Raw genomic sequence first — 23530 nt, 5'->3', positions numbered from 1 at the left:
TGCATAATAAGGTTTGTGCTAGGAGATTACCGGATCACAGGTCGGGGCGCATCGGATATCGCCGCCAGCGTCGAGAGCGCGGTCGGCACGGGCGCGCTGCGTCCCGGTGAGGCGCTGCCGCCGCTGCGGGAACTGGCCCAGGAGTTGGACGTCAACCCGAACACCGTGGCCGCCGCCTACCGGCTGCTGCGCGACCGCGGGGTGATCGAGACGGCGGGGCGGCGCGGCAGCCGGGTACGGTCACGGCCCGCCACCGCGCCCCGTGACGAGATCCGGATCGACGTCCCGGCGGGCGTCCGCGACATCGCCTCGGGCAACCCCGACCTCGCGCTGCTGCCGCCGCTCGACGGGGCGCTCGCCGCCGCCGCAGCCCGCCACGCGGAGGCACCCGCGCTCTACGGCGCCGTCCCGGTCGATCCCGAACTGGCGGCGGCGGCCCGCGCCGCGTTCGACGCGGACGGCGTTCCCGGCGGGCCGATCGGCATCACCTCCGGCTCGCTGGACGCCATCGAGCGCCTCCTGGCCGCCCATCTGCGGCCCGGCGACGCCGTGGCCGTCGAGGACCCCGGCTGGGGCAGCACCCTCGACCTCGTGCCGGCGATGGGGCTGCGCGCCGTCCCCGTCGGCGTGGACGACGAGGGACCGCTCACCGAGGACGTGGCGCGGGCCGTCCGGGCGGGCGCCCGGGCGCTCGTCGTCACCGACCGGGGACAGAATCCGACCGGCGCGGCCGTCTCGGCCGCCCGCGCCGGCGAGTTGCGCGCCCTGCTCGCCGACCACCGGCAGGTGCTGGTCATCGACGACGACCACGTACACGGTCTGGTCGACCTGCCGCTGCACTGCCTGTCCGGGGTCACCGACCACTGGGCGCTGGTCCGATCCACCGCCAAGGCGTACGGCCCCGACCTGCGGCTCGCGCTCTACACCGGCGACGCCGTGACCGTCGACCGCGTGCGCGGGCGGCACCGCCTCGGCGCCGGATGGGTCAGCCACCTGCTGCAACGGGCCGTCGTCCACCTCTGGGAGTCCGGCGCCGTCGATCCGGCCCGCACCGCGCGGTCCTACGGGGAGCGGCGCGACGGTCTGGTGCGGGCGCTGGCCGAGCGCGGGATCACGGCGCACGGCCGCAGCGGCATGAACGTATGGGTGCCGGTCAGTGACGAGACCGGCGCGGTGGCCGGGCTGCTCCAGCGCGGCTGGGCGGTGGCGCCGGGCGCCCGCTTCCGGCTGGCCTCACCGCCGGGCATCCGGCTGACCGTCTCCGCGCTCGCCCCCGCCGACGTCGTCCCGCTGGCCGACGCCGTCGCCGCCGTACTGCGCCCGGCGGGGCCGGGCGCGGCGTCAGGCGCGGGCCGCTACGGCTGAGCCCTGACGGCCGAAGCGGGTGCGTTCGCCGCGGGCTCGGCCGCGGACCGGGGCTCCGCGGCGGGCAGCGCGCCCTCCGTCCGTATCAGCGTCTGGAGCCGGACCTCGGCCTCCACGGGCACGGCGGCCGGGTCCGGTTCCGGTGCGGGCGCGGCCTTGGGGCGGCGCTGGGTGAGGGCCGCGCCGATCAGGATGACGGCGGCGCCGACCGGCTCGTTCCAGCTCAGTGCCTCGCCGAGCAGCAGGACACCGGCGGCGGTGGCCACGATCGGGATGAGGTAGGTGACCATCGAGCCGATCGTCGGCCCCTTCTCCGCGACCAGGCCGTACTGGATGAGGAAGGCGACCCCGGTGCCGAGCGCGCCCAGCGCCAGCACCGACAGCACCGACTTGAGCGGGTACGCGTCGGGCATCGAGGTGAAGAACGGCGTGACCAGCAGCAGTTGCGCGGTGCCGAGGCTCAACTGGCTCGCGGACATGGCCAGGTGGGAGCTGCCCGTGCCGGACAGGGTGCGGCGCACGTACGCCCAGCCGACCGCGTAGCTGAAGGCCGCGGTGAGCGCCATGATCGTGCCCTTGGGGTCCTGTCCCGAGAAGCCCTGCCAGGCGCCGAGCACGGTCAGCACGCCGATGAAGCCGAGGCCGACTCCCGCGAAGCGCTGCCGCGAGGGCCGGTCCTCCGACAGCGCGACCACGGACACCAGCATCGAGAACAGCGGTGTCGCCGCGTTGCATATCCCCGCCAGCATCGACGGGATGGTCTGCTCGGAGTAGGCGAAGAGCGAGAACGGCAGCGCGTTGAGCAGCACCGCGGCGACCGCCAGGTGCAGCCAGACGCGCGGTCCGCGCGGCAGCCGCTCCCGCTTGACCGCGACAGCCACGGCCAGCACCGCCGTGCCGAAGACCATCCGGCCGAGCGTGACCTGGAGGGGCGCGAACGCCTCGTTGCCCACCTTCATGAACAGGAAGCTGAAGCCCCAGACCAGGCCGAGCGCGGCGAAGCGGATCCGCCAGTCGACGGTCCTGCGCGGTATGCGGCGCGAGGTCCGGCCGGAGCGGGGCGAAGAGGAGGCGGGCGTCGGGGAGACGGGAGCGGAAGCGGCTGTCCTGGGCTCGGCGGGTGCGGTCATGCGACTACGATGGCGCGTTCGACCTCGTAGAACAAGCGAGAATTTGTACACGGACGACGTAGGATTACTAACATGTTGAGTCTGGAGCGCCTGCGCGTCCTGCACGCCATCGACACCTACGGCTCGGTGTCCGCTGCGGCGGACGTGCTGAGTGTGACGACCTCGGCCGTGTCGCAGCAGATGGCGAAGCTGGAGCGGGAGACCGGCCAGTCCCTGCTCACGAAGAACGGCCGCGGGGTACGGCTGACCGACGCGGGACGACTGCTGTCCGGGCACGCCGACCGGATACTGTCCCTGGTCGAGCTGGCGCACGCCGACCTGGAGGCGCACCGGGGCGCCGCCGTCGGCGAACTGCGGGCCGGCGCCTTCCCCACCGCCGTCCGGGGCCTGTTCCCCGACGCCCTGAACGCGCTGCGGCGCGAGCACCCGCAGCTCAGGACCGTCGTGCACGAGCTGGAGCCGCAGGAGTCGCTGGCCCGGCTGGCCCGCGGCGACATCGACCTCGCGGTCGTCCTCGACTGGTACAACAAGCCGCTGTCGCTGCCCGGCGGCCTCGCCAAGGCGCCCCTCGTCGACGACATCGCCGACATCGCGCTGCCCGTGGGGCACCGGCTGGAGGGCTGCGACCAGATCGAGCTGGACGAACTGATCGACGAGGACTGGATCGCCTGGCCCGACGGCGGCTTCTGCAACGAATGGCTGCTGTTCACCCTGCGCGGCAAGGGCATCGAACCGCGGATCGCGCACCACGCCGAGGAGCACGCCACCGTGCTCGCGCTCGTCGCCGCCGGTCTCGGCGTCGCCGTCATGCCCCGTCTCGGCCGCGACCCGATGCCGGGGGGCGTCCGCATCGCCCCCGTCCAGCACACCATGCGCCGCCATGTCTACGCCGTCTGGCGCGAGGACGCGGACCGCCGCCCCGCGATTCGCGTGGCGGTCGAGGCCCTGCGCCGCTCGGCGGGACGCGTGGGCGACTGACCCCCGGCGAAGCGGTACGGAGTTCGGCCCGCAGTGGCCTCCGGAGTCCGGTCCGACGGTGGGGCTCGCGCCGGCCGGTGGATTCAGGGGCGCCCCGGCTCCGGCCTGGCCGCCGCGGCGGCCATCTTCGTGAAGTCCCACGAGACGACCCGCTCCGGTGTCAGCCGCAGCCACGCGTGCCGTCCGTCGTGCGGCATCGCGGGCAGGCCGAAATTCCGCTCGGAGAAAAGGCGTTCCGGTGTGTCGAGTTCGGGGTGCGGCACGCCGGTACGGGGGGCCTCGCCGACGAAGTCGACCGAGCCGGACAGCTCGACGCCGCGCAGCTCGCCGTAGTCCTCGCCGTCGTCCACGACCACGGCGATCCGCGGGTCGCGCCGCAGGTCGGCCCAACGGCGGCTGCGGACCAGGGAGTAGAGCCAGAGCGAGGTGCCGTCCCAGGCGAACCACAGGGCGCCCGCGTGCGGACGGCCGTCCGGCGAGACGGTCGCGACCCGGCAGGTGCGGTGTCCGGCGAGGAAGACGTCGATCTCCGCAGCGCTCATCATGATCCTGCGGCCCCGACGCTGGGTGGCGGTCATGGCACCTCCGTGCGCATCGCCCATGGCTGACGAGGAGCTGATCCCATGTCAGGTCCTCCGCCGGAATCATCCGGCACCGGACGGCGAGGGTCCAGCCCCTGATCCCTTCCGATCTGACGGACCGTCAATTATGGTGCGCGCCATGACCTCCGCCGACCGCCTCGCCGCACTGCTGCGGCCCGCGACCACCGCGCTGCTGACCGTCGAGTGCCAGCGTGGTGTGGTCGGGAGCGACAGCGCGCTGCCCGAACTGGCCGCCGCGGCACGCGACTCGGGCGTGCTGGACCGCGTCGGCCGCCTGGTCGCGGGCGCGCACGCCGCGGGCGCCGCCGTCCTGCACGCCGTCGCGATCCGCCGCCCGGACGGACGCGGCGCCAACCGCAACGCCCGGCTGTTCCGCGCCGCCGACCGGCTGCCGGTCAAGCAGCTCGACGGCACCGACGCCGTACGGCTCACCGAGGAGATCCCGGTCGCCGACACCGATCTGACGGTCACCCGGCTGCACGGCCTCTCGCCGATCGCGGGCACCGACGTCGACGCGCTGCTGCGCAACCTCGGCTGCCGGACCCTGATCGTCACCGGGGTCTCGCTCAACATCGCGATCCCCAACGCGGTCTTCGACGCCGTCAACCTCGGCTACGACGTCGTGCTGCCCGCCGACGCCGTCGCCGGAGTCCCCGCCGACTACGCGGCGGCCGTCGTCCGGCACAGCCTGTCGCTGGTCGCCACGGTGACCACGACCGACGACATCCTGGCCGCCTGGAAGCGGTGACGCGAGCGCCACAACACCGTTGCCCCGAAGCGTCGTTGGCCGCCTCGGATTCCGGTCGCCGCACGGCGCCGGACGCGGCACCCACCCGCCGCGCCCGGCACCGCAGCCGACGACGTAAGCCCGTAGACCCGTGAGCCCGTGAGCCCGTAAGTCATAGGTCCGGACCGATCAGCTACCGAGCATCACCTGGTCACCCGACACCGTCACGTTCTCCGAAGGCAGCGGCCTCGTCGCCGGGCCGCTGGCGACGCTGCCGTCGGCCACGTGGAACTTGCTGCCGTGGCAAGGGCAGTTGATCGTGCCGTCGGACACGCTGCCGACCTGGCAGCCCGAGTGGGTGCAGGTCGAGGAGAACGCCTTGTACTGCCCGGCGGTCGGCTGGGTGACGACCACCTTCTGGTCGGCGTAGATCTTCCCGCCGCCGACCGGGACGTCCGAGGTCTTGCCGAGCGCGGTGCCGCCGCCACCGGAGGCCGCGGACGAGGTGGGCGCCGTGCCCGCGTCCGACGTGGTGGGGTCCGCGCCGGCCGAGGTCGTCGGCGCCCCGGCGTCCGACGGCGACGCGGAGTCGGAGGCGGCGTTCGACGAGCCGTCCGAGCTGCCGCAGGCGGCCAAGGCCGCGGCGAGTCCCACGCCGCCCGCCGCCGCTACGAAGCCGCGACGCGTGGGAGGCACGGAGAATCGGGGGGTCTCTGCCATGAGGTGCGTCCTGTCCGTTCGGGGGGCCGGGCGGCGGAGGGACACCGCCCGGCAGCGTGGTGTCACGCGTGCTGTCTCATACGGGCGTCCGCTCCGGAACGTTCAACGCCGCACGCAAGAAGTTCACCTGGTGCCTCAGGAGTCCCTCCACCACCGTCTCGTCCGTCGGCGAGTGCGTGACGTTCGACAGCGGCAGCACCTGGTGCGGGCGGTGCGCCGCGAGCAGGGCCGCCGACATCCGCAGCGTGTGCGCCACCACCACGTTGTCGTCCGCCATGCCGTGCACCAGCAGCAGCGGGCGCCGCAGGTCCGCGGCCTCGCCGATCGGCGACGAGCGGTCGTACGCGGCGGGCTCCTCGTCCGGGTGGCCGAGGAAGCGCTCCCGCCAGTGCGTGTCGTACAGCCGCTGGTCGCTCGGCGCCGCGCCGCTGACCGCCGCGTGGAAGACCTCGGGCCGGCGGATCACCGCCGCGGTGGCCAGCGTGCCGCCGTACGACCAGCCGCGGATCCCGACCCGCCCGAGGTCGAGGTCGGGGCAGTGCTCGGCCGCCGCGCGCAGCGCCGTGACCTGGTCCTCGATCGGCGCGCTGAGCGAGTCACCGCGCACGGTCTTCTCCCAGGCCGGGCCGCGCGCCGGTGTGCCGCGCCCGTCCGCGACGACCACCGCGAAGCCCTCCTCGGCGAACCACTGCGCCTCGTACATCGACCAGCCCCCGCCGCGCGTCACCAGCCGCATCGCGGGCCCGCCGTAGGAGGCGACCAGCACCGGCAGCGGCCCGCCGCCCGGCTCGTACCAGGACGGCAGCAGCAGCGCCGTACGGATCTCCCGCTCGCCGGCCCGCAGCCAGGTCACGCGCGGGGTCAGGACGGGCTCCGCTGCCAGGCAGCCGACCGCGGTCTCCTGACCGCCGTCGCGCAGCAGCGTCGTGCGGTGGCCGCGCTCGGTGCGGGAGTCGAGCAGCAGCGTGCCGCCCGCGCACAGGCCGGTGTGCACGCCGGGACCGGAACTGAGTCGTACGAGGCCGCGCTCGCGGTCGTACGACCACAGGTGCTCCTCGGTCGGCTCGTCGCAGGCGGTGAAGAGCACCGACTCGCCCGCCGCGCCGAGGACTTCGCGGACGTGCAGACCGTCCGGCGTCACCGGCTCGCCGCCGACCGTCAGCCGCCGGGACCCGCCGGTGTCCGCGGTGTGCACCAGCGCGCCGGACGCGGTCCTGGCGGGCGTGCCGGGGATCAGTTGCACCCACGCCGGGTCGCGCTGTTCGTGCAGCAGCCGCGTCCCGCCGCTGCCGGGGTCGGCGGCGAGCACCCGTACCGTCCGCTGGTCCCGGCTCTGGACCGCCAGCAGCGGGCCGTGCGCGTCCCAGTCCGCGCTCGTCAGATATTCGTACGCCGCGCGGTCCCAGCGGACCTCGGTGCGCGTCCCGTCCAGACCCAGCAGGTGCAGCGAGACGTCGGCGTTGGCCGTGCCCGCCGTCGGGTAGGGCACCGCGCGCGGCGGCTTGGCGGGATCGGCCGGGTCGGAGATCCACCAGCGTCGGACGCGGGCGGTGTCGACGCGGGCGGTCAGGACCGCGGCGCCGTCGGGCGACCACCAGTGGCCGCGGTACCGGTGCATCTCCTCCGCCGCCACGTGCTCGGCGAGCCCCCACGTCACGTCCGCGGTCTCCGGCGCGGCGAGCAGCAGATCGGCGCCGCCGTCGAGGTCTGCCACCCGCAGCGCGCCCTCCGTCACATACGCCACGCGCCGCCCGGCCGGGTCCGGCCGCGGGTCGACCACGGGCCCGGCGGTGGCGACCGGGCGCGCCGCGCCGCCGTCGGTCCGCACCGTCCACAAGGCGCCGTCCAGCGCGAAGACGACGGTGCGCGCGGCGGCGTCGGTGGCGTACGCGACGATGCCGCCGCTGCGTTCCCTGGTCCGCTCACGCCTGACCAGCTCCGCCTCCGGCACCTCGCCCGGCGCGGCGCCGAGCGCGTCCGGATCGACCAGCAGCCGCTCCTCGCCGTCCGCGAGCAGCCACAGACAGCTCGTACGGTCCTCGCCGCCGCGGGTGCGCAGGAAGAGCAGCCTCCCGCCGTCGGGGGAGAGGGTGAAGGAGCGGGGCACGCCGAGCGAGAAGCGCTGGGTGCGGGCGAGTTGGCGGGGCAGGTCGCCGGAAGGGGTACGGAGCGGGGCGCGCGCCGGGTCACGCGCGAGGTCAGGTGCCGGGTTATCGGTGTCCATAAGGGGACTCTGGCCCATTAGCCTGGAGCGATGTTGAGAGAAGTGACGGGCATCCGCTATGTGACGCCGCTGCGCGAGGGCGGCTCGGTGCCCGGTGTCGTCGAGGCCGACGATCTCGGTACGTACGTCGTGAAGTTCACCGGCGCGGCCCAGGGCCGCAAGGCGCTGATCGCCGAGGTGATCGCGGGCGAGCTGGCCAGGCGGCTGGGGCTGCGGGTGCCGGAGCTGGTGCGCTTCCACTTCGATCCGGCCATCGCGCCCGGCGAGCCCGACCAGGAGATCCAGGATCTGCTGAAGGCGAGCGGCGGGCTCAATCTCGGAATGGACTTCCTGCCCGGATCTCTCGGCTTCGATCCACTGGTCTTCCCCGTGGACACCGCGGAGGCGAGCCGCATCGTCTGGTTCGACGCGCTCATCGGCAACGTCGACAGATCGTGGCGAAATCCTAACATGCTGGTCTGGCACCGGGACTTGTGGCTCATCGACCACGGCGCCTCACTGATCTGGCACCACAACTGGCGTACGGCGCGCGCCGCTTCCGACAAGCCGTACAACGCCGCCGACCACGCGCTGTCCCGCTTCTCGCCCGATCCGGCCGCGGCGGCGGCCGAGTTGGGGCCACTCGTCACCGACGCGCTGCTCGCCGAGGTGACCGCGCTGGTCCCCGACGAGTGGCTGACCGACGAGCCGGGGTTCGACTCGCCCGACGACGTACGCCGCGCCTACCGCGAGCTGCTGCTGGCCCGCGCCGGGGACGTACACCTGCGGACCACGCTCGCGCCCCGGCAGGAGGAGAAACAGCCGCCGCCGGAGTGGCTGCGGACCTGGGTCGAGGGGAAGAACGCCCAGTGACCGGCCGGGACGTCTTCGAGTACGCGCTGGTGCGCGTGGTGCCGCGGATCGAGCGCGGCGAGATGATCAACGCGGGCGTGCTGGTGTACTGCCGCGCGCAGGGCTTCGTCGGGGCCCGTGTGCACCTGGACGAGGCCAGGCTGCGCTGCCTGGACGCGGAGGTGGACGTGCTCGGCGTGCGGGTGGCGCTGCGCGGCTACGAGGACATCTGCGAGGGCGGCGAGCGGGCGGGACAGGCGGCGGGGGACGACCCCGGACGCCGTTTCCGCTGGCTCACCGCGCCGCGCAGCACCATCGTGCAGCCGGGCCCGATCCACACCGGTCTCACCGCGGACGCGGGCCGGGAGGCGGACCGGCTGCTGGAGCTGTTGGTGCGCTGAGCCATCTCGTCAAAGCCGTGCCCTGAGCCACATCGGCCGTGGTGGCGTTGACACAGGGTCACGGCGCTCCTACGGTTTCGGCAACGGGACCTACTAAGCGGTCGCTCATGTGCCAGGCGCGGGCCGGGCACGGACGGCGCCGCACCACAGGGCTGAGGAGATCAGATGTCCACCACCGAGCAGCGCGTCGCGATCGTCACCGGTGCCGCGCGCGGAATCGGCGCCGCCACCGCGGTGCGTCTGGCCGCCGAGGGCCGCGCCGTCGCCGTACTCGACCTCGACGAGAGCGCCTGCAAGGACACCGTCGAGACGATCACCGCGGCGGGCGGCAGGGCCATCGCGGTCGGCGCCGACGTGTCCGACGAGGCGCAGGTCGAGGCGGCCGTCGCCAAGGTGGTCCAGGAGCTGGGCGCGCCGACGATCCTGGTGAACAACGCGGGCGTGCTCCGCGACAATCTGCTGTTCAAGATGAGCGCGTCCGACTGGGACACGGTCATGAACGTGCACCTGCGCGGCGCCTTCCTGATGACCCGCGCCGTCCAGAAGCACATGGTGGACGCCGCGTTCGGCCGCGTCGTCAACCTCTCCTCGTCCTCCGCGCTCGGCAACCGCGGCCAGGTCAACTACTCGGCCGCCAAGGCCGGTCTCCAGGGCTTCACCAAGACCCTCGCCTTCGAACTCGGCAAGTTCGGCGTCACCGCCAACGCCGTCGCGCCCGGCTTCATCGCCACCGACATGACCGCCGCCACCGCCGCGCGCGTCGGCATGGGCTTCGACGACTTCAAGGCCGCCGCCGCCACCCAGATCCCGGTCCAGCGGGTCGGCGTCCCCGACGACGTCGCGAACGCCATCGCCTTCTTCACCGGCGAGCAGGCCGGCTTCGTGTCCGGCCAGGTCCTGTACGTGGCCGGTGGCCCGCTCGACTGACGCGCGCCGCGCCGACCGAGTGACACCCCACAACCGACAGGCCGGAGGCCCCAGACCATGACCCAGCCCCCCGACAGCGGGCGCGTCGCCCTCGTCACCGGCGCCAGCCGGGGCATCGGCTACGGCATCGCCGAAGCCCTCGTCGCCCGCGGCGACCGGGTGTGCATCACCGGGCGCAACGAGGACGCGCTCAAGGAAGCCGTCGAGAAGCTCGGCGCCGACCGCGCCATCGGCGTCGCGGGCAAGGCCCACGACGAGGCGCACCAGGCCGTCGCCGTGGAACGCACCATGGAGGCGTTCGGCCGCGTCGACTACCTCGCCAACAACGCGGGCACCAACCCGGTCTACGGGCTGCTCGCCGACCTCGACCTCGGCGTCGCCCGCAAGGTGTACGAGACCAACGTCATCTCCGCGCTCGGCTTCGCCCAGCAGACGTGGAAGGCGTGGCAGAAGGAGAACGGCGGCGCGATCGTCAACGTCGCCTCCGTCGCGGGCCTCGCCCCCTCACCGCTCATCGGCGCCTACGGCATCAGCAAGGCCGCGATGATCAACCTCACGGTGCAGCTCGCCGCGGAGATGGCGCCCGGCGTCCGGGTCAACTCCGTCGCGCCCGCCGTGGTGAAGACGAAATTCGCCGCCGCGCTGTACGAGGGCCGGGAGGCGGAGGCCGCGGCCGCGTACCCGCTCAAACGGCTCGGTCTGCCCGAGGACATCGGCGGCGCCGCCGCCTTCCTGCTCTCCGACCAGGCGAGCTGGATCACCGGGCAGAATCTCGTCCTCGACGGCGGGCTCTTCCTCCAGGCGGGGGTCGCGTAGCGGCGGCCGTCCGAGGGGTCCGCGAGCCGGCCCGTACGAACGCGGCCCGGACGCGCGGGCTTGCCTTCGTCCGTACTCCAACGTGCACAGTCCTCGTGTGGGTGACCGCGACGGTCGCCCGCCGAGGACTTCCCACGTTACGGATTACGGAGACCGCACATGCGTTACCGCACACTCGCAGGAGGCGCGGGGCCCGAGGTCAGCGCCCTGTGCCTGGGCATCCTGCCGTTCGGCACGACCGTGGACGAAGCCACGTCCTTCGCGATCCTGGACCGCTTCGCCGAGGCGGGCGGCACCTACGTCGACACCGCCAACAACTACTCGGTCTGGGCCCCCGGCGGCACCGGCGACGAGAGCGAACTGCTGCTCGGCCGCTGGCTGCACAGCCGCGGCGCCCGGGACCGTACCGTCGTCGCCACCAAGGTCGGGGCCCGGCCGCCCGTCGGATCGACCGCCGTGTGGCCCGACGCCTGGGAAGGGCTGTCGGCCAAGGTGATTGAGGCCGGGATCGAGGGCAGCCTGCGGCGGCTGGGCACCGACCACGTCGACGTGTACTACGCGCACGTCGAGGACCGCGACGTGCCGATGGCCGAGACCGTCCAGGCATTCGCGGACGTCGTGCGCGGCGGCAGCACCCGCGTCCTGGGATGCAGCAACCACGCCGCCTGGCGCGTCGGCGCGGCCCGGCAGTACGCCGCCGACCACGGGCTGCCCGGCTACACGTGCGTGCAGCAGCGCTACACCTACCTGTGGCCCGTGCCGGGCGGCGAGTGGGGCGCGCAGTGGTACGCCCGCGACGACATGCAGGACCTGGTCGCCTCGAACGACGACATGACGCTGATGGCGTACGGGCCGTTGATGAGCGGCGCCTACACCCGCACCGACAAGGAACTGCTCGCGCAGTACGACCACCCCCTGTCGCACCGCAGGCTCGAAGTGCTGCGGGAGGTCGCGGCCGAGGCGGGCGCGACGCCCAACCAGGTCGTCCTGGCCTGGCAGATGGGCGGCGCGCTGCCGGTGGTTCCCGTGGTCGGGGTGAGCAGCCTCGCGCAGCTCGAAGAGGCCCTGGGCGCCGTGGAGTTGGACCTGGACCCGGAGCTGCGGGCCCGGCTGGACGCCGTCTGAGCGCGGCGGGCGGGTGAGGCGGCCGACGCCGATCGGCGAGCTGATCGGCGGGCCGGCCGGTGAGTTGGCCGGGAGGTGCGGGGTTGTCAGTGGGTGGCGGTACGTTCTGGGGCAGTAGCAAACGGATCGATTGCCGGAGGTTCCTGACGTGCCCAGCATGCTGCCCGACTCCTGGGAGACCGTTCTCGGCGAGGAGTTGGACAAGCCGTACTTCCAGCAGCTCACCGAATTCGTCGAGGCCGAGCGGGAGGAGCACCGGATCTTCCCGCCGCGCGACGAGGTCTTCGCGGCGCTGGAGGCGACGCCGTTCGACCGCGTCAAGGTGCTGATCCTCGGTCAGGACCCGTACCACGGCGCGGGACAGGGGCACGGGCTGTGCTTCTCGGTGCGGCCCGGCGTGAAGACACCGCCCTCGCTGCGGAACATCTTCAAGGAGATGAAGGAGGAGCTGGGCCACCCCATTCCGGACAACGGCTATCTGATGCCGTGGGCCGACCAAGGTGTCCTGCTGCTCAACGCGGTGCTGACGGTCCGCGAGGGCGAGGCCAACTCGCACAAGGGCAAGGGCTGGGAGAAGTTCACCGACGCGGTCATCAAGGCCGTGGCGGCCCGCCCCGACCCGGCCGTCTTCGTCCTGTGGGGGAACTACGCGAAGAAGAAGCTGCCGCTGATCGACACCGAGCGGCACGCCGTCGTCCAGGGCGCGCACCCCTCGCCGCTGTCGGCGAAGCTCTTCATGGGCAGCCGCCCCTTCACCCAGATCGACAAGGCCGTCGCCGACCAGGGGCACACCCCGATCGACTGGCGCATCCCCGATCTCGGGGCGTCCGCGAGTTAGCTTCGTGGGTGAGGCGAGGAGGCTCGGGTGGAGCGACGGGACGAGCCGGGTGGACCGGACGCGATCATGACCAGGATCGGACAGGTCGTGATGCTGCTGCACGCCGGGGACCGGGAGGAGGCCAGAACCCGGTTCGGCGCGCTGTGGGACGAGATCGGGGAGCGGGGCGACCCCCTGCACCGCTGCACGCTGGCGCACTACATGGCCGACACGCAGGACGACCCCGAGGACGAACTGGCCTGGGACCTGCGGGCGTTGCGGGCCGCCGACGCCGTCACGGCGCGCGGCGGCACCGAGCCCCGCGGGGGCCCCGACAGCCCCGGCGGCCCTGACAGCCCCGGCCGCTCCACCGGCGCCGCGCAGATCCGCGGCTTCTACCCCTCGCTCCACCTCAATCTCGCCGCCTCCTACGCGAAGGTGGAAGAGGACCGGCTGGCCCGCAGCCACCTCGGCCTGGCCCGCAAGGCGTGCGACGCGCTCGCCGACGACGCGTACGGGGACGGGGTGCGGGCCGCCGTGGCCCGGATGGAGTTGCGGCTGCTGGGCTCCGACCAGCTTCCGTAGCCGTGAGCCGTGAGCCGTGAGCCGTCAGGGGGCAGGGGTCAGCGGTCCCCCGTCACCCTTCGGCCGTCAGCCGACGCGAGCCGTGCCGCCCGTCCGGCCCGGCTCACCGGCCGTAGGACTGACGGCAGATCCGGGCCGCGTCCCCGTCCTTCGCCCAGCCGCCGTAGGTCTCGCCCAGCGCGCAGACGTCGGCGGCGCCGGGCAGCGCTGCTGCCGGTCCGCGCGGGAGGGACCTCGGCGGCGGCACCGAGCGGGAGTGCGGCACCGGCCGGTGCCGCGGCTCACGGCCAGGCCGCGGCCCTGAACCCGCGGAGTACGGGCCCGTGCCCGGTCGGCCGCCCGGCCCACCGGCACCGCGCTCCGGCTCGGGCGAGGGTGTCCTGGAAGGGGCCGGATCCGGCTCGGCCGTCTCCAGCAGCACATGGTCGGGCCGCGGCACCAGCGGCCCGCCGTCCGGCGCCGCCACCCGCGGCGCGGCCCTGCCGGGCACGGGAGCGGGGACGGGGACGGGGGCCGGGGGAGCGGAGACGGTGGTGCACCCGGCCGCGGCGGAGGCCGCCACCAGGAACACGACCACGGGTAGGCGGCGCATTCCGACAACTGTGCCGAACCATGGCGGAGCCGGGTATGCCCCGCAGGGGTGAGCGGCCGGGCGGGGCGTACCGCGCGCTCACCCGTCCGGGGCCGGTCCGTCGCGGGTCCGCGCCGTACGCCCGCTCCCCGAAGGCCCCGGAAGCTTCCCCGAACCGTCCCCGTATGCTGCGGGGACACCGCGAGAAGGAACGACAGGAGCAGCGCATGGCATCCGGCAGCGCCCCACGGAAGATCGGCGTGATCGGGCTCGGTGACATCGCGCAGAAGGCGTATCTGCCGGTCCTCGCCTCGCAGCCGGACCTCGAACTGCACCTCCAGACCCGCACCCCGGCGACCCTCGACCGGATCGGCGACGCCTACCGGCTGCCGCACCGCCACACCTCGCTGGACACGCTGCTCGGCCAGGGCCTCGACGCCGCCTTCGTGCACGCGCCCACCGACCTCCACGTCGAGATCGCCGGACGGCTGATCGAAGCGGGCGTCCCCGTCTACGTCGACAAGCCGCTCGCCCGCGATCTGGACGGCGCACGGCAACTGGTGGCCCTCGCCGAGGAGCGCGGCGTCCCGCTCATGGCGGGCTTCAACCGCCGTTACGCGCCCGCCTACGCGCAGTGTCTCGACCACCCGCGCGACCTGATCCTCATGCAGAAGAACCGCGTCGGCCTCCCCGAAGAGGCCCGCGGGATGATCTTCGACGACTTCATCCACGTCGTCGACACCTTGCGCTTCCTGGCCCCCGGCACCGTCCGGGACGTCCACGTCTCCGCCAAGGTCCGTGCCGGCCTCGTCCACCACATCGTGCTGCACCTGTCGGGTGACGGCTTCACCGCGATCGGCTCCATGAACCGGATGAGCGGGTCCACCGAGGAGAGCCTGGACGTCAGCGGTGACGACACCCGCCGCCAGGTGCTGAATCTCGCCGAGGTCATCGACCACAAGGGCCAGCCGACGGTACGCCGCCGGGGCGACTGGGTGCCGGTGGCCCGGCAGCGCGGCATCGAGCAGATCACCCTGGCCTTCCTCGACGCCGTCCGCGCGGGCAAGCACCTCGACGCCCAGGACGCGCTGCGCACTCACGAACTGTGCGAGCGGGTCGTCACCGAGGTCCGGGAGCTGACCGCCTGACCAGCACCACGCGCCGGATCTCGTAGGCGGCGGCCAGCACGACCAGCAGCAGCGCCAGACGCGGCACCCAGTCGCCGAACCGGTCGTACGGGCTGCGGCCGGTGGCCAGCGGCACCGCGTAGACCCGCGCCGTACTGCCGCTCTCGCTGATCCGCTGCCCGACCGGGTGGCCGTTCGCGTCGTAGACGGCGCTGATCCCGGTCAGGGTCGCGTGCACCATCGGCCGCCAGCTCTCCGCTGCCCGCAGTGCCGCGAGCGAGGCGTGCTGCGCGGGCGCCCACGACCCCTGGAACGACGACGTGGACGACTGCGCCACCAGCACCTGGGCGCCCTTGTCCGCGAGATTGCGGCTCATGTCGGCGAAGGCGGACTCGAAGCAGATCAGCGGCCCGATCCGTACCGTTCCGGTGTCCATCACGACCTGGTGGTCGCCGCGCTGCCGGTCCTCACCCGCGGCCTTGCCGACCGAGGTGGCCCAGCCGAGCAGCGACCGGAAGGGGATGTACTCGCCGAACGGCACCAGCCGCATCTTGTCGTACGTGGGTCCGGTGACGCCGTCCGGGCCGATCAGCACCGACGTCTTGGAGATGCCCGTGCCGTCCGCGCGCTCCGCGTCCACATTGACCAGGATGTCGGCGCCGACCTGCTGGGAGAGGGCCGCCAGCTCCTCCGCCAGCTGGGGCCGGGAGGTGAGGTCGAAGCCGACGCTGCTCTCGCCCCAGACCACGAGATCCGGGTGGCTGCCCACCAGGCCGCGGGTGAGCGCCACCTGCCGGTCGACCCGGGCCTCGGGGCCCACGACGATGCCCGGCTGGACGACCGCGACCCGCACGGCGCCGGACTGCTGCGGGTGCGGCGCCCACAGCCACACCATGCCGGTCAGCACGGCGGCCGTGGCCAGCGCGGTCGCCGCGGGCCTGCGGACGGCGGGCACCGCGACGAGCGCGGTCAGCGCGGTGTTGACGAGCACCACCAGGAGGCTGACCAGCCACACCCCGCCGACTGAGGCCAGCCGCAGCGCGGGCCGCACCTGCCACTGGCTGGCGCCCAGCAGTCCCCAGGGGCCGCCGAGATACTGCCAGGAGCGCACCAGCTCCACCATCAGCCAGCCGCACGGCACCAGCACCATCGCCGCCGCGGCCCGCCGCGACCCGGTGCCCTCGCCGAGCAGCCTGCGCACCAGCCAGCCCCACGGCGCCCACAGCGCGCCCAGCAGCAGGGCGAGCACGACGATGAACACGTTCAGACTCGCGAAGAGCCAGTGGTGCACCGCCAGCATGAAGCCCGCGCCGCCCAGCCAGCCGTCCAGCGCCGCCCGCCGCGCACTGCCCGCGGAGCGCACCAGCAGCATCCACGGCACCAGCGCCACGTACGCCAGCCACCACAGCGACGGCGCGGGGAAGGCGAGCGCCGGGAGCGCCCCGGCGGCGGCGGCGCCCAGCCCGCGCGCCCACGGCGAGGACAGCCGTGACCGCTGCTCCTGGGCCGTCACCGTCATGCGTGCTCCCTCGCCGCCGTTCACTGTCGCTCTGTTCCGCCCTGTTCCGTCCGCACGCCGCCATCCGCGCCGAATCCGCTCCGGCGTTCCTGGCTCCGGCCTACCCTGCGCGGATGGCGGCATGCGGACGACGGCGTGTCGTCCGCATGCCGCCATCCCCCGTGCCGCCGTGTCCCTGCCGTCGCCCGCGCGTCGCCGCGCACCCCGCCGGTGGCCGCCGCGCGTGCCGCTGCCCCGGTCGGTACGGCGTTCCCCGCACCGGTCCGCGGGCGGCTCAGCCGTCCTGGTCCTCCAGCACGGCGAGATCCTCGGGCGCGGGACCGTTGCCGACGGCGCGGCGGCGTACGACCGTGAAAGCGGCGGCTGCCGAGCCGGTGAAGGCGGCGGCCACCACCCACGGGCGGTTCAGGACATGGCCGGTCAGATGGTCCAGAGAGTAGCGGCCGGGTCCCGTGACACCCAAAGCGGCGGCGCAGAAGCCGAGGAAGGCGGGGTACTCGTAGCCGCCGGACGTGTTGAAGAAACCGGCGGGGGCGTGGACGGAGACCGCGCCCGCCATGGCGCCGGCCGCCGCCGCGCCCGCGGCCGGGGTGGCGATCCCCAGGGCCAGCAGCAGCCCGCCGCCCGCCTCGCCGAGCCCGGCCGCGACGGCGCTCGCCCGCTCCGGCTTGAAGCCCATCTGCTCCATGGCCGCCGAGGTGCCGTCGATCCCGCCGCCGCCGAACCAGCCGAAGAGCTTCTGCGCGCCGTGCGCGAAGAGCACCCCGCCGGTCCCCGCGCGCAACGCCAGCAGTCCGATGTCCTTGCGGTGCGCGAGTGCCATGACCGGGTCCTCTCCTGGTGCCGGGCCCCGGTCCCGGTCCGACTCCGGACCGCCGGGCTGCTCCCAGTCTTCGCGGACCCCACCGGATGCCGCCGCTCCTGGCGGTCCGTCCGGGCTACACGGCTGACACCGGCCTCGCGGCTCGTCCGGAGGCCACCGCCGTCGCAGACGTCACCGCCCGATCAGGGCAGCCGGTTCCACGCGGTCAGCACATGGCGGCCGTGTTCCAGGCCGAGTCGGCTGACGGTGCCGGTGGCGAGCTGGAACAGGGCGCCGTCGGCCGGGGGCAGCCCCAGTCTGCGGGCGGTCAGCACCCGCAGGAAGTGGGCGTGCGCGACCAGCACCACATCGCCGCCGTCGCTGTTGGTGAACGCCGCGTCGGCGAGGGCCAGCACCCGGTCGGCCCGTTCGCCGACCTGTTCCGCCGTTTCCCCCGGATGGCCCTCGGGGCCCTCGGGGACCCCGTCGGTCCACAGATCCCAGGTGGGACGGGTGCGGTGGATGTCACGGGTGGTGACGCCCTCGTAGCCGCCGTAGTCCCACTCGCACAGGTGGGCGTCGACCCGTGTGCGCTCGAGCCCGGCCAGCTTCGCGGTGTCCCGCGCGCGACGCATCGGGCTGGTGATCACGGTGGAGATGTGCCTGCTGGCCAGCATCGGAGCCAGCGTTCTGGCCTGCTCCTCGCCGTTCGGGGTGAGGGGCAGATCGGTGTAGCTGGTGTGCTGGCCGGTCAGCGTCCACTCGGTCTCGCCGTGACGGATCAGTACCAGTTCGCCCATCGGTACACCTCCCGCGGCGCCCCTCGGCGCCCCGAAGTGATCATACGTCCGCCCGGTCCCGTCAGTAGGATGACGGCCTGGCCACCCCTCTCCGCGCGCGACCCGGATGTGTGAACACCGACATGTGAGTACAGATGTGTGTGCACAGACGTGTGCACACCACCGCGTGATTCAGACAGCAGCCCAGGAGCCGGTATGAACGACGCTGCCCGTACCTACGACGTGATCGTCATCGGAGCCGGACCGGTCGGTGAGAATCTCGCCGACCGCACGCAGGCCGCAGGGCTCAGCACGGTCGTCGTGGAGAGCGAGCTGGTCGGCGGCGAGTGCTCCTACTGGGCGTGCATGCCGAGCAAGGCACTGCTGCGCCCGGTGGTCGCCCGCGCCGACGCGAGCCGGCTGCCGGGGCTGGCCCGCGCGGTCGCGGGACCGCTGGACGCCGCTGACGTCCTCGCCCGCCGCGACGAGTTCACCTCGCACTGGAAGGACGACGGCCAGGTGGGCTGGCTGGAGTCGGTCGGCGTCGATCTCGTACGCGGCCAGGGCCGCCTGGACGGTCCCAAGCAGGTCGCGGTGCTGACGCCGGAGGGCGAGACCGTACGGCTGATCGCGCGGCACGCCGTCGCCGTCTGCACCGGCACCTCCGCCGCGCTGCCCAAGCTGCCGGGCATCGCCGACATCAACCCGTGGACCAGCCGTGAGGCGACCAGCGCCAAGGAGGTCCCCGCCCGCCTGGTCGTGGTCGGCGGCGGTGTGGTGGCCGTCGAGATGGCCACCGCCTGGCAGGCGCTCGGCTCGCGGGTGACCATGCTCGTGCGCGGCGACCGCCTGCTGGAGCGCATGGAGCCCTTCGTCGGCGAATTGGTCACCGAGGGCCTGCGCGAGGCGGGCGTGGAGGTGCACTTCGGTACGAACGTGCCGATCGTCGAGCGCGACGGCGCGGACGGCGAGGTACGGGTCGGCCTGGAGGGCGGCCAGCGGGTCGTCGCCGACGAGATCCTCTTCGCCACCGGCCGCTCGCCGCGCACCGGCGACCTCGGGCTGGAGACGGTCGGCCTGCGCCCCGGGGACTGGCTGGGCGTGGACGTCACCTGCCGGGTCACCGGTGTGCCGGACGGCTGGCTCTACGCGGCGGGCGACGTCAACCACCGCGCGCTTCTCACCCACCAGGGCAAGTACCAGGCCAGGATCGTCGGGGCCGTGATCGCCGCCCGCGCCAAGGGCGAGCCGGTCGACGACGCGCCCTGGGGCCCGCACGCCGCGACCGCCGACGACGCCGCCGTGCCGCAGGTGGTCTTCACCGACCCCGAGGCGGCCTCCGTGGGCCTCACGGCGAGCGAGGCGGAGCGCGCCGGACACCGGACCAAGGTCGTGGACTACGACCTCGGCCAGGTCGCGGGCGCCTCCCTCTACGCCGACGGCTACCGCGGCAGGGCCCGCATGGTCGTGGACCTCGACCGAGGCATCCTGCTCGGCGTCACCTTCGTCGGCCCCGGCGTCGGCGAACTCCTGCACTCCGCGACGGTCGCCGTCGCGGGCGAGGTGCCCATCGAGCGGCTGTGGCACGCGGTCCCGGCGTACCCGACGATCAGTGAGGTGTGGCTGCGCCTGCTGGAGGAGTACCGGGGCTGACCGCGGTCATGGCCGCGGCGGATGTGCCCTGACGTTTGTCAGGAGCGGTGCGGACGAGGGCCTTCCTAATGGTGCGCCACCGTGACGGCCGTCGACCCCGGCTCGTATCTGGCCTCGCACCACGGGCCGAGCTACGGCTCCGGTCAGACCGGGCGGCGCTACTACAACGGCGAGGAGAGGGAACTCGCCTGCTGGACGACCGGTGACGGCGACGCCGACGGGCACGGCGACCGCTACTGGTTCATGCTCGACTTCGACGGCGACAGCGGCTACGTCAACGACTGGTATCTGACGACCGGTTCCGCCGCCCAGTGGCAGCCGCACGTCCCGCACTGCTGACTGACGCATCCTCAGAAGCGTTCAGCGCGCGGCGAGTTCGGCGTAGAGAGCCGAAGGGTCGGCGGCGAGGCCGGCCTTGACCTGACGGCTGGTGTCGTCGGCCAGCACCTCGTACAGCCCGGCCTCGACGCCGTCGAGCGCGATGCGCGCGATCTTGGCGGGGTCCGACTTGGGGGCGTCGACGCGCGCGGCCATGTCGGTGTCCATGTAGCCGACGTGCAGGCCGGTGACGAGGGTGCCCTGGCCGTGCAGCGCCAGGCGGGTGGCGTTGGTCAGGGACCACTCGGCGGACTTGGCGGCCGAGTAGACGGCGCTGCCCGGCGTGGTGAACCAGGACAGGGCCGACAGCACGTTGAGCACCGCGCCGCCGCCGTTGCGGGCCAGGACCGGCGCGAAGGCGCGGCTGACGGCGAGCGTGCCGAAGACGTGGGTCTCGAACTCGTTCCGGACGACGTCCATCTCGCTGGTGAGCAGGTCCACCCCGTTCGACGCGCCCGCGTTGTTGATCAGCAGGGTGACGTCACCGGCCGCCTCGGCCGCCGCCCGTACCGACTCGGGGTCGGTGATGTCCAGCGCGAGCGGTACGGCGCCCGGGACGGTGACCGAGGCCGGGTTGCGGGCGGCGGCGTAGACCTTGGCCGCGCCCCCGTCGAGCAGGGCCTGGACGAACTTCTCGCCGAGGCCGCGGTTGCCTCCGGTGACGAGGGCGACAGCGCTGTTGATCTGCATGGGAGTGCCTTTCGGGAGGAGAGCGGTCCGTGGCCGGTACGCGCGCGGCCCGGGGGTCGCGTGCGGTCCGCACGGATGCGGCCGACCATGGAAACCGATCAGTTTCCACCACCGTATACCGATCGGTTTCCGATGCCAAGCCGGAGCGGTAACCTCGGGGTATGACCACGACACAGAAGTCCGGCGCTACGGAGAAGTCCGGCACGCGCGACCGCCTGCTCGACGCCGCGGCCGGGCTCTTCTACCGGGAAGGCGTCGGCACCGGCATCGACGCGCTGTGCAAGGCCGCCGGGGTGTCCAAGCGCTCGATGTACCAGCTCTTCGCGAGCAAGGACGAGGTGCTGGCCGCCGCGCTCGACCGGCAGGGGCCGCCCGTCGAGGCCCGGCTGCTGCCGCCGCCCGGCGCGCCCGCGGCGCCGCGCGACCGCGTCCTGTACGTCTTCGAGCGGCTGGAGGAGACCGCCGCCTCGGCCGACTACCGCGGCTGCCCCTTCCTCGCCACGCAGGTCGAGCTGAAGGACCCGGAGCACCCGGCGAGCGTCGTGGCCCGCCGCAACAAGCAGGTGCTCACCGACTTCTTCCGCGCGGAGGCCGCGCGCGGCGGGGCCGCCGACCCCGCACTGCTGGCCCGCCAGCTCACCCTGGTCTTCGACGGCGCCAGCGCCCGCGCCGGGATCAAGGCGGAGGTCCTGGACGGCCTGGCGCTGAGCACGGCCGTCGCCGTCCTGGACGCGGCGGGCCTGACGGCTCCTCGGGCCTGACGGCTCCTCGGGCCTGACGGTGCGGAGGGTCTGACAGCGCGGCGGATCACGAACGGCCCCTTCGGCAGCTGGCACGCACGGCCGCCGCGTTGCCGGGATGCCCGAGTAGCTCTGCTATTAGGGCATCCCGGTGCGTTGCGCTCAGCGGGTCCCCCCGGACGGAGTCCGGGGGAGGACCGGGCACCGCCTGGACCGCCCATGATCCGCCGGACAGGCGCTAGTCGGGCAGTGCCACCTCCGCGAGCCTGCCGCTCGCCACGTCGAACACGAAGCCGCGCACCGCGTCGGTGTGCGGGATGAACGGGCTGTTCCTGATCCGGGCCGCGGACTGGCGGACGTCGGTCTCCAGATCGGTGAACGCCTCGGCCGCCCACGGCGGTTTGATGCCCGTCTCCTCGCGGATCGACTCGCGGAAGGCGTCGTCGCCGAAGGTGAGCATGCCGCAGTCGGTGTGGTGGATGAGCACGATCTCCCGTGTGCCCAGCAGCCGCTGACTGATCGCCAGCGAACGGATCGCGTCGTCGGTGGCCACCCCGCCCGCGTTGCGGATCACATGCGAGTCGCCCTCGGCGAGACCGAGCGCCCCGTACACATTGAGCCGGGCGTCCATGCACGCCAGAACCGCCGTGTGCCGGGCGGGCGGCAGCGGCAGCGGACCCTCGAAGGCCGCCGCGTACGCCGTGTTGTTCTCCAGATAGCCGTCGGTGGCGGTGGGGTGGTCGGTCATGGGAGCCTCCTGATCGCGCTGAGCGGTGACGTCATGCGTGACGTCATACGGGTGAGGTCATGCGGTCCGCCGCCAGGCGTCCGCCAGCAACTCGTGGGAACGGACCCGGTCCCGGTGGTCGTGGGTGATGGTGGTGACCAGCAACTCATCGGCGCCCGTGGCCTGTTGGAGCACCCGCAGCCGGTCCGCGACACTTTCGGGTGTGCCGGTGAACTGGGTGCGCACCCGGTCCTCGACCAGCGCCCGCTCGTCCGCCGTCCACGAGTGGACCGCGGCCTCCTCCGGACTCGGGAAGGGGATCGCGCCCTGACCCGAGCGGATGCTGTGCACCCACAGCGCGTACGGCGACGCCAAGTGCCGCGCGGTGGCGTCGTCCTCGGCGACCACGACATCGGCCGAGACCAGCACATGCGGCTCGTCGAGCGTGGCGGAGGGCACGAACGCCTTGCGGTACGCGTCCACCGCTTCGAGGACGGCGGCCGGACTCACGTGGTAATTCGCCGCGAAGGGCAGGCCGAGCGCGCCCGCCGCCTGCGCGCTCGCCCCGCCGCTGCTGCCCAGCACCCACACCTGGAGATCGGCGCCCTCGCCGGGCACCGCGTGCGCGTCGAGTCCCTCCGGGGTCCGGTAGTCCCCGCGCAGCAGCCCGAGGATCTGGTCGAGCTGGTCGCGGTACTCGGGCAGTTCGGCCCCCGGGTACTGCACGAGCTGCGTGTAGCGCGTCAGCAGCGGAGAGCCGATCAGCCGGCTGAAGTCGTACGGCGCGGGGATCAGCAGCCCCTCCGGTGTGTACCGGGCCTCGGTGCGGCGCGGCGCCGGGGGAGCGGCGGGCGCGCCGCCGGACGCGGACGGCTTACGGAATCCGGTACGGCCGAGGCCCAGGTCGATCCGGCCCGGGTACAGCGCGTCGAGCAGCCCGAACTCCTCGACCACCGACAGCGGTGTGCGGTGCCCGAGCTGCACCGCGCCCGCGCCCACCCGGATTCGTGCGGTCGCCGCCGCCACGAGCTGGATCACCAGCGCGGGCGACACCCCGGCGACCCCGGTCGTCAGATGGTGCTCGGCCAGCCAGTAGCGCGCGTATCCGGCGGCCTCCGCGCGCTGTGCCAGGTCCACGGTGTTGCGCAGCGCCTGCGCGGCGGTGGAGCCCGAACTGATCGGCGACAGGTCGAGAATCGACAGCGGCACCGACGCCGAGTTCGAAGAAGCCGAAGAGGCGGAAGGGTCCGGGGAACTCGAAGGGTCCGACGGACGTGAGGGGTTCGATGAGCCGGA

The 23530-nt window shown here is 73.4% G+C and carries 25 protein-coding genes; 14 read left to right on the top strand and 11 right to left on the bottom strand.

Features of this window, described 5'->3' with window-relative positions; translation table 11 throughout:
* Window positions 1-15 precede the first annotated feature (15 nt).
* Window positions 16-1365: an aminotransferase class I/II-fold pyridoxal phosphate-dependent enzyme gene (locus tag ACZ37P_RS35470; RefSeq protein ID WP_401308081.1), complete on the top strand. Its 1350-nt coding sequence runs from the start codon at window positions 16-18 to the stop codon at window positions 1363-1365.
* Here the strand turns inward: ACZ37P_RS35470 and ACZ37P_RS35465 are convergent.
* A complete protein-coding gene (locus ACZ37P_RS35465) occupies window positions 1356-2495 on the bottom strand; it encodes a DMT family transporter (protein WP_467350547.1) in 1140 nt (379 codons plus the stop codon). The two genes, ACZ37P_RS35470 and ACZ37P_RS35465, sit on opposite strands and share 10 nt — an antisense overlap.
* Before the next feature lie 72 nt (window positions 2496-2567).
* Here ACZ37P_RS35465 and ACZ37P_RS35460 point away from each other — a divergent pair, with 72 nt between their 5' ends.
* Complete coding sequence (locus ACZ37P_RS35460; RefSeq protein WP_355335669.1) at window positions 2568-3473, top strand: LysR family transcriptional regulator; 906 nt, start codon at window positions 2568-2570, stop codon at window positions 3471-3473.
* Between the two features lie 83 nt (window positions 3474-3556).
* Here ACZ37P_RS35460 and ACZ37P_RS35455 read toward each other — a convergent pair whose 3' ends face one another.
* On the bottom strand, window positions 3557-4051 hold the full coding sequence (locus ACZ37P_RS35455) for a pyridoxamine 5'-phosphate oxidase family protein (RefSeq protein WP_355335666.1): 495 nt from the start codon (window positions 4049-4051) through the stop codon (window positions 3557-3559).
* Window positions 4052-4193: 142 nt separating this feature from the next.
* On the opposite strand from ACZ37P_RS35455, the gene ACZ37P_RS35450 reads away from it, so the two are divergent.
* On the top strand, window positions 4194-4823 hold the full coding sequence (locus tag ACZ37P_RS35450; protein WP_467350545.1) for an isochorismatase family protein: 630 nt from the start codon (window positions 4194-4196) through the stop codon (window positions 4821-4823).
* Between the two features lie 168 nt (window positions 4824-4991).
* Here ACZ37P_RS35450 and ACZ37P_RS35445 read toward each other — a convergent pair whose 3' ends face one another.
* Window positions 4992-5522 carry a Rieske (2Fe-2S) protein gene (locus ACZ37P_RS35445; protein ID WP_401854844.1) on the bottom strand — a complete coding sequence of 177 codons (531 nt, stop codon included), beginning with the start codon at window positions 5520-5522 and terminating at the stop codon, window positions 4992-4994.
* A gap of 76 nt (window positions 5523-5598) precedes the next feature.
* The gene (locus tag ACZ37P_RS35440; RefSeq protein WP_467350543.1) at window positions 5599-7746 is read right to left on the bottom strand and encodes a S9 family peptidase; all 2148 of its coding nucleotides are present in this window, start codon (window positions 7744-7746) and stop codon (window positions 5599-5601) included.
* Between the two features lie 30 nt (window positions 7747-7776).
* Between ACZ37P_RS35440 and ACZ37P_RS35435 the strand changes: the two genes are divergently transcribed.
* The 7 genes from ACZ37P_RS35435 (at window position 7777) to ACZ37P_RS35405 (ending at window position 13248) form a co-directional block, all read left to right on the top strand.
* Window positions 7777-8598, top strand: coding sequence for a HipA family kinase (locus tag ACZ37P_RS35435; protein ID WP_355335654.1), 822 nt, complete (start codon window positions 7777-7779; stop codon window positions 8596-8598).
* On the top strand, window positions 8595-8978 hold the full coding sequence (locus tag ACZ37P_RS35430; protein ID WP_355335651.1) for a DUF3037 domain-containing protein: 384 nt from the start codon (window positions 8595-8597) through the stop codon (window positions 8976-8978). The genes ACZ37P_RS35435 and ACZ37P_RS35430 overlap by 4 nt, the downstream gene beginning before the upstream one ends.
* Before the next feature lie 165 nt (window positions 8979-9143).
* Window positions 9144-9905, top strand: a complete 762-nt coding sequence (gene fabG, locus ACZ37P_RS35425) for a 3-oxoacyl-ACP reductase FabG (RefSeq protein WP_391051157.1) — start codon at window positions 9144-9146, stop codon at window positions 9903-9905.
* Between the two features lie 57 nt (window positions 9906-9962).
* The gene (locus tag ACZ37P_RS35420) at window positions 9963-10721 is read left to right on the top strand and encodes an SDR family oxidoreductase (protein ID WP_391125567.1); all 759 of its coding nucleotides are present in this window, start codon (window positions 9963-9965) and stop codon (window positions 10719-10721) included.
* 159 nt (window positions 10722-10880) lie between these two features.
* On the top strand, window positions 10881-11846 hold the full coding sequence (locus ACZ37P_RS35415; protein ID WP_467350540.1) for an aldo/keto reductase: 966 nt from the start codon (window positions 10881-10883) through the stop codon (window positions 11844-11846).
* A 157-nt stretch (window positions 11847-12003) separates the two neighbouring features.
* Entirely contained in the window at window positions 12004-12684 is a 681-nt protein-coding gene (gene ung / locus ACZ37P_RS35410; RefSeq protein ID WP_355335794.1) for a uracil-DNA glycosylase, read from the top strand.
* A 27-nt stretch (window positions 12685-12711) separates the two neighbouring features.
* Window positions 12712-13248 carry a hypothetical protein gene (locus tag ACZ37P_RS35405; RefSeq protein ID WP_467350539.1) on the top strand — a complete coding sequence of 179 codons (537 nt, stop codon included), beginning with the start codon at window positions 12712-12714 and terminating at the stop codon, window positions 13246-13248.
* A 103-nt stretch (window positions 13249-13351) separates the two neighbouring features.
* Here the strand turns inward: ACZ37P_RS35405 and ACZ37P_RS35400 are convergent, their stop codons facing one another.
* The gene (locus ACZ37P_RS35400; RefSeq protein ID WP_467350537.1) at window positions 13352-13840 is read right to left on the bottom strand and encodes a hypothetical protein; all 489 of its coding nucleotides are present in this window, start codon (window positions 13838-13840) and stop codon (window positions 13352-13354) included.
* 206 nt (window positions 13841-14046) lie between these two features.
* On the opposite strand from ACZ37P_RS35400, the gene ACZ37P_RS35395 reads away from it, so the two are divergent.
* On the top strand, window positions 14047-14967 hold the full coding sequence (locus tag ACZ37P_RS35395) for a Gfo/Idh/MocA family protein (RefSeq protein ID WP_401854830.1): 921 nt from the start codon (window positions 14047-14049) through the stop codon (window positions 14965-14967).
* On the opposite strand, the gene lnt is transcribed toward ACZ37P_RS35395, so the two are convergent.
* The 3 genes from lnt to ACZ37P_RS35380 form a co-directional block, all read right to left on the bottom strand.
* Window positions 14939-16465 carry an apolipoprotein N-acyltransferase gene (lnt, locus tag ACZ37P_RS35390; RefSeq protein WP_467350535.1) on the bottom strand — a complete coding sequence of 509 codons (1527 nt, stop codon included), beginning with the start codon at window positions 16463-16465 and terminating at the stop codon, window positions 14939-14941. The two genes, ACZ37P_RS35395 and lnt, sit on opposite strands and share 29 nt — an antisense overlap.
* Before the next feature lie 274 nt (window positions 16466-16739).
* Window positions 16740-17288: a DoxX family protein gene (locus ACZ37P_RS35385; protein ID WP_355335630.1), complete on the bottom strand. Its 549-nt coding sequence runs from the start codon at window positions 17286-17288 to the stop codon at window positions 16740-16742.
* A gap of 182 nt (window positions 17289-17470) precedes the next feature.
* Window positions 17471-18067, bottom strand: coding sequence for a histidine phosphatase family protein (locus ACZ37P_RS35380; protein ID WP_355335627.1), 597 nt, complete (start codon window positions 18065-18067; stop codon window positions 17471-17473).
* Between the two features lie 195 nt (window positions 18068-18262).
* Between ACZ37P_RS35380 and ACZ37P_RS35375 the strand changes: the two genes are divergently transcribed.
* Together ACZ37P_RS35375 and ACZ37P_RS35370 are read left to right on the top strand one after the other, a co-directional pair.
* Entirely contained in the window at window positions 18263-19699 is a 1437-nt protein-coding gene (locus tag ACZ37P_RS35375) for a dihydrolipoyl dehydrogenase family protein (protein ID WP_467350533.1), read from the top strand.
* A gap of 81 nt (window positions 19700-19780) precedes the next feature.
* The gene (locus ACZ37P_RS35370) at window positions 19781-20038 is read left to right on the top strand and encodes a hypothetical protein (protein ID WP_391051174.1); all 258 of its coding nucleotides are present in this window, start codon (window positions 19781-19783) and stop codon (window positions 20036-20038) included.
* Between the two features lie 21 nt (window positions 20039-20059).
* Here the strand turns inward: ACZ37P_RS35370 and ACZ37P_RS35365 are convergent, their stop codons facing one another.
* Window positions 20060-20767: an SDR family oxidoreductase gene (locus ACZ37P_RS35365; RefSeq protein WP_467350530.1), complete on the bottom strand. Its 708-nt coding sequence runs from the start codon at window positions 20765-20767 to the stop codon at window positions 20060-20062.
* A gap of 161 nt (window positions 20768-20928) precedes the next feature.
* Between ACZ37P_RS35365 and ACZ37P_RS35360 the strand changes: the two genes are divergently transcribed.
* Complete coding sequence (locus ACZ37P_RS35360; protein ID WP_391051178.1) at window positions 20929-21528, top strand: TetR/AcrR family transcriptional regulator; 600 nt, start codon at window positions 20929-20931, stop codon at window positions 21526-21528.
* 217 nt (window positions 21529-21745) lie between these two features.
* On the opposite strand, the gene ACZ37P_RS35355 is transcribed toward ACZ37P_RS35360, so the two are convergent.
* Both ACZ37P_RS35355 and ACZ37P_RS35350 read right to left on the bottom strand, forming a co-directional pair.
* Window positions 21746-22255 carry a beta-class carbonic anhydrase gene (locus tag ACZ37P_RS35355; protein WP_355335616.1) on the bottom strand — a complete coding sequence of 170 codons (510 nt, stop codon included), beginning with the start codon at window positions 22253-22255 and terminating at the stop codon, window positions 21746-21748.
* 57 nt (window positions 22256-22312) lie between these two features.
* Window positions 22313-23443 carry an LLM class flavin-dependent oxidoreductase gene (locus ACZ37P_RS35350; protein ID WP_391051181.1) on the bottom strand — a complete coding sequence of 377 codons (1131 nt, stop codon included), beginning with the start codon at window positions 23441-23443 and terminating at the stop codon, window positions 22313-22315.
* Between the last annotated feature and the right edge of the window lie 87 nt (window positions 23444-23530).

The sequence above is a fragment of the Streptomyces sp. NPDC024632 genome, from assembly GCF_055559175.1.
This window is presented reverse-complemented; position numbering and strand designations above follow the sequence as displayed.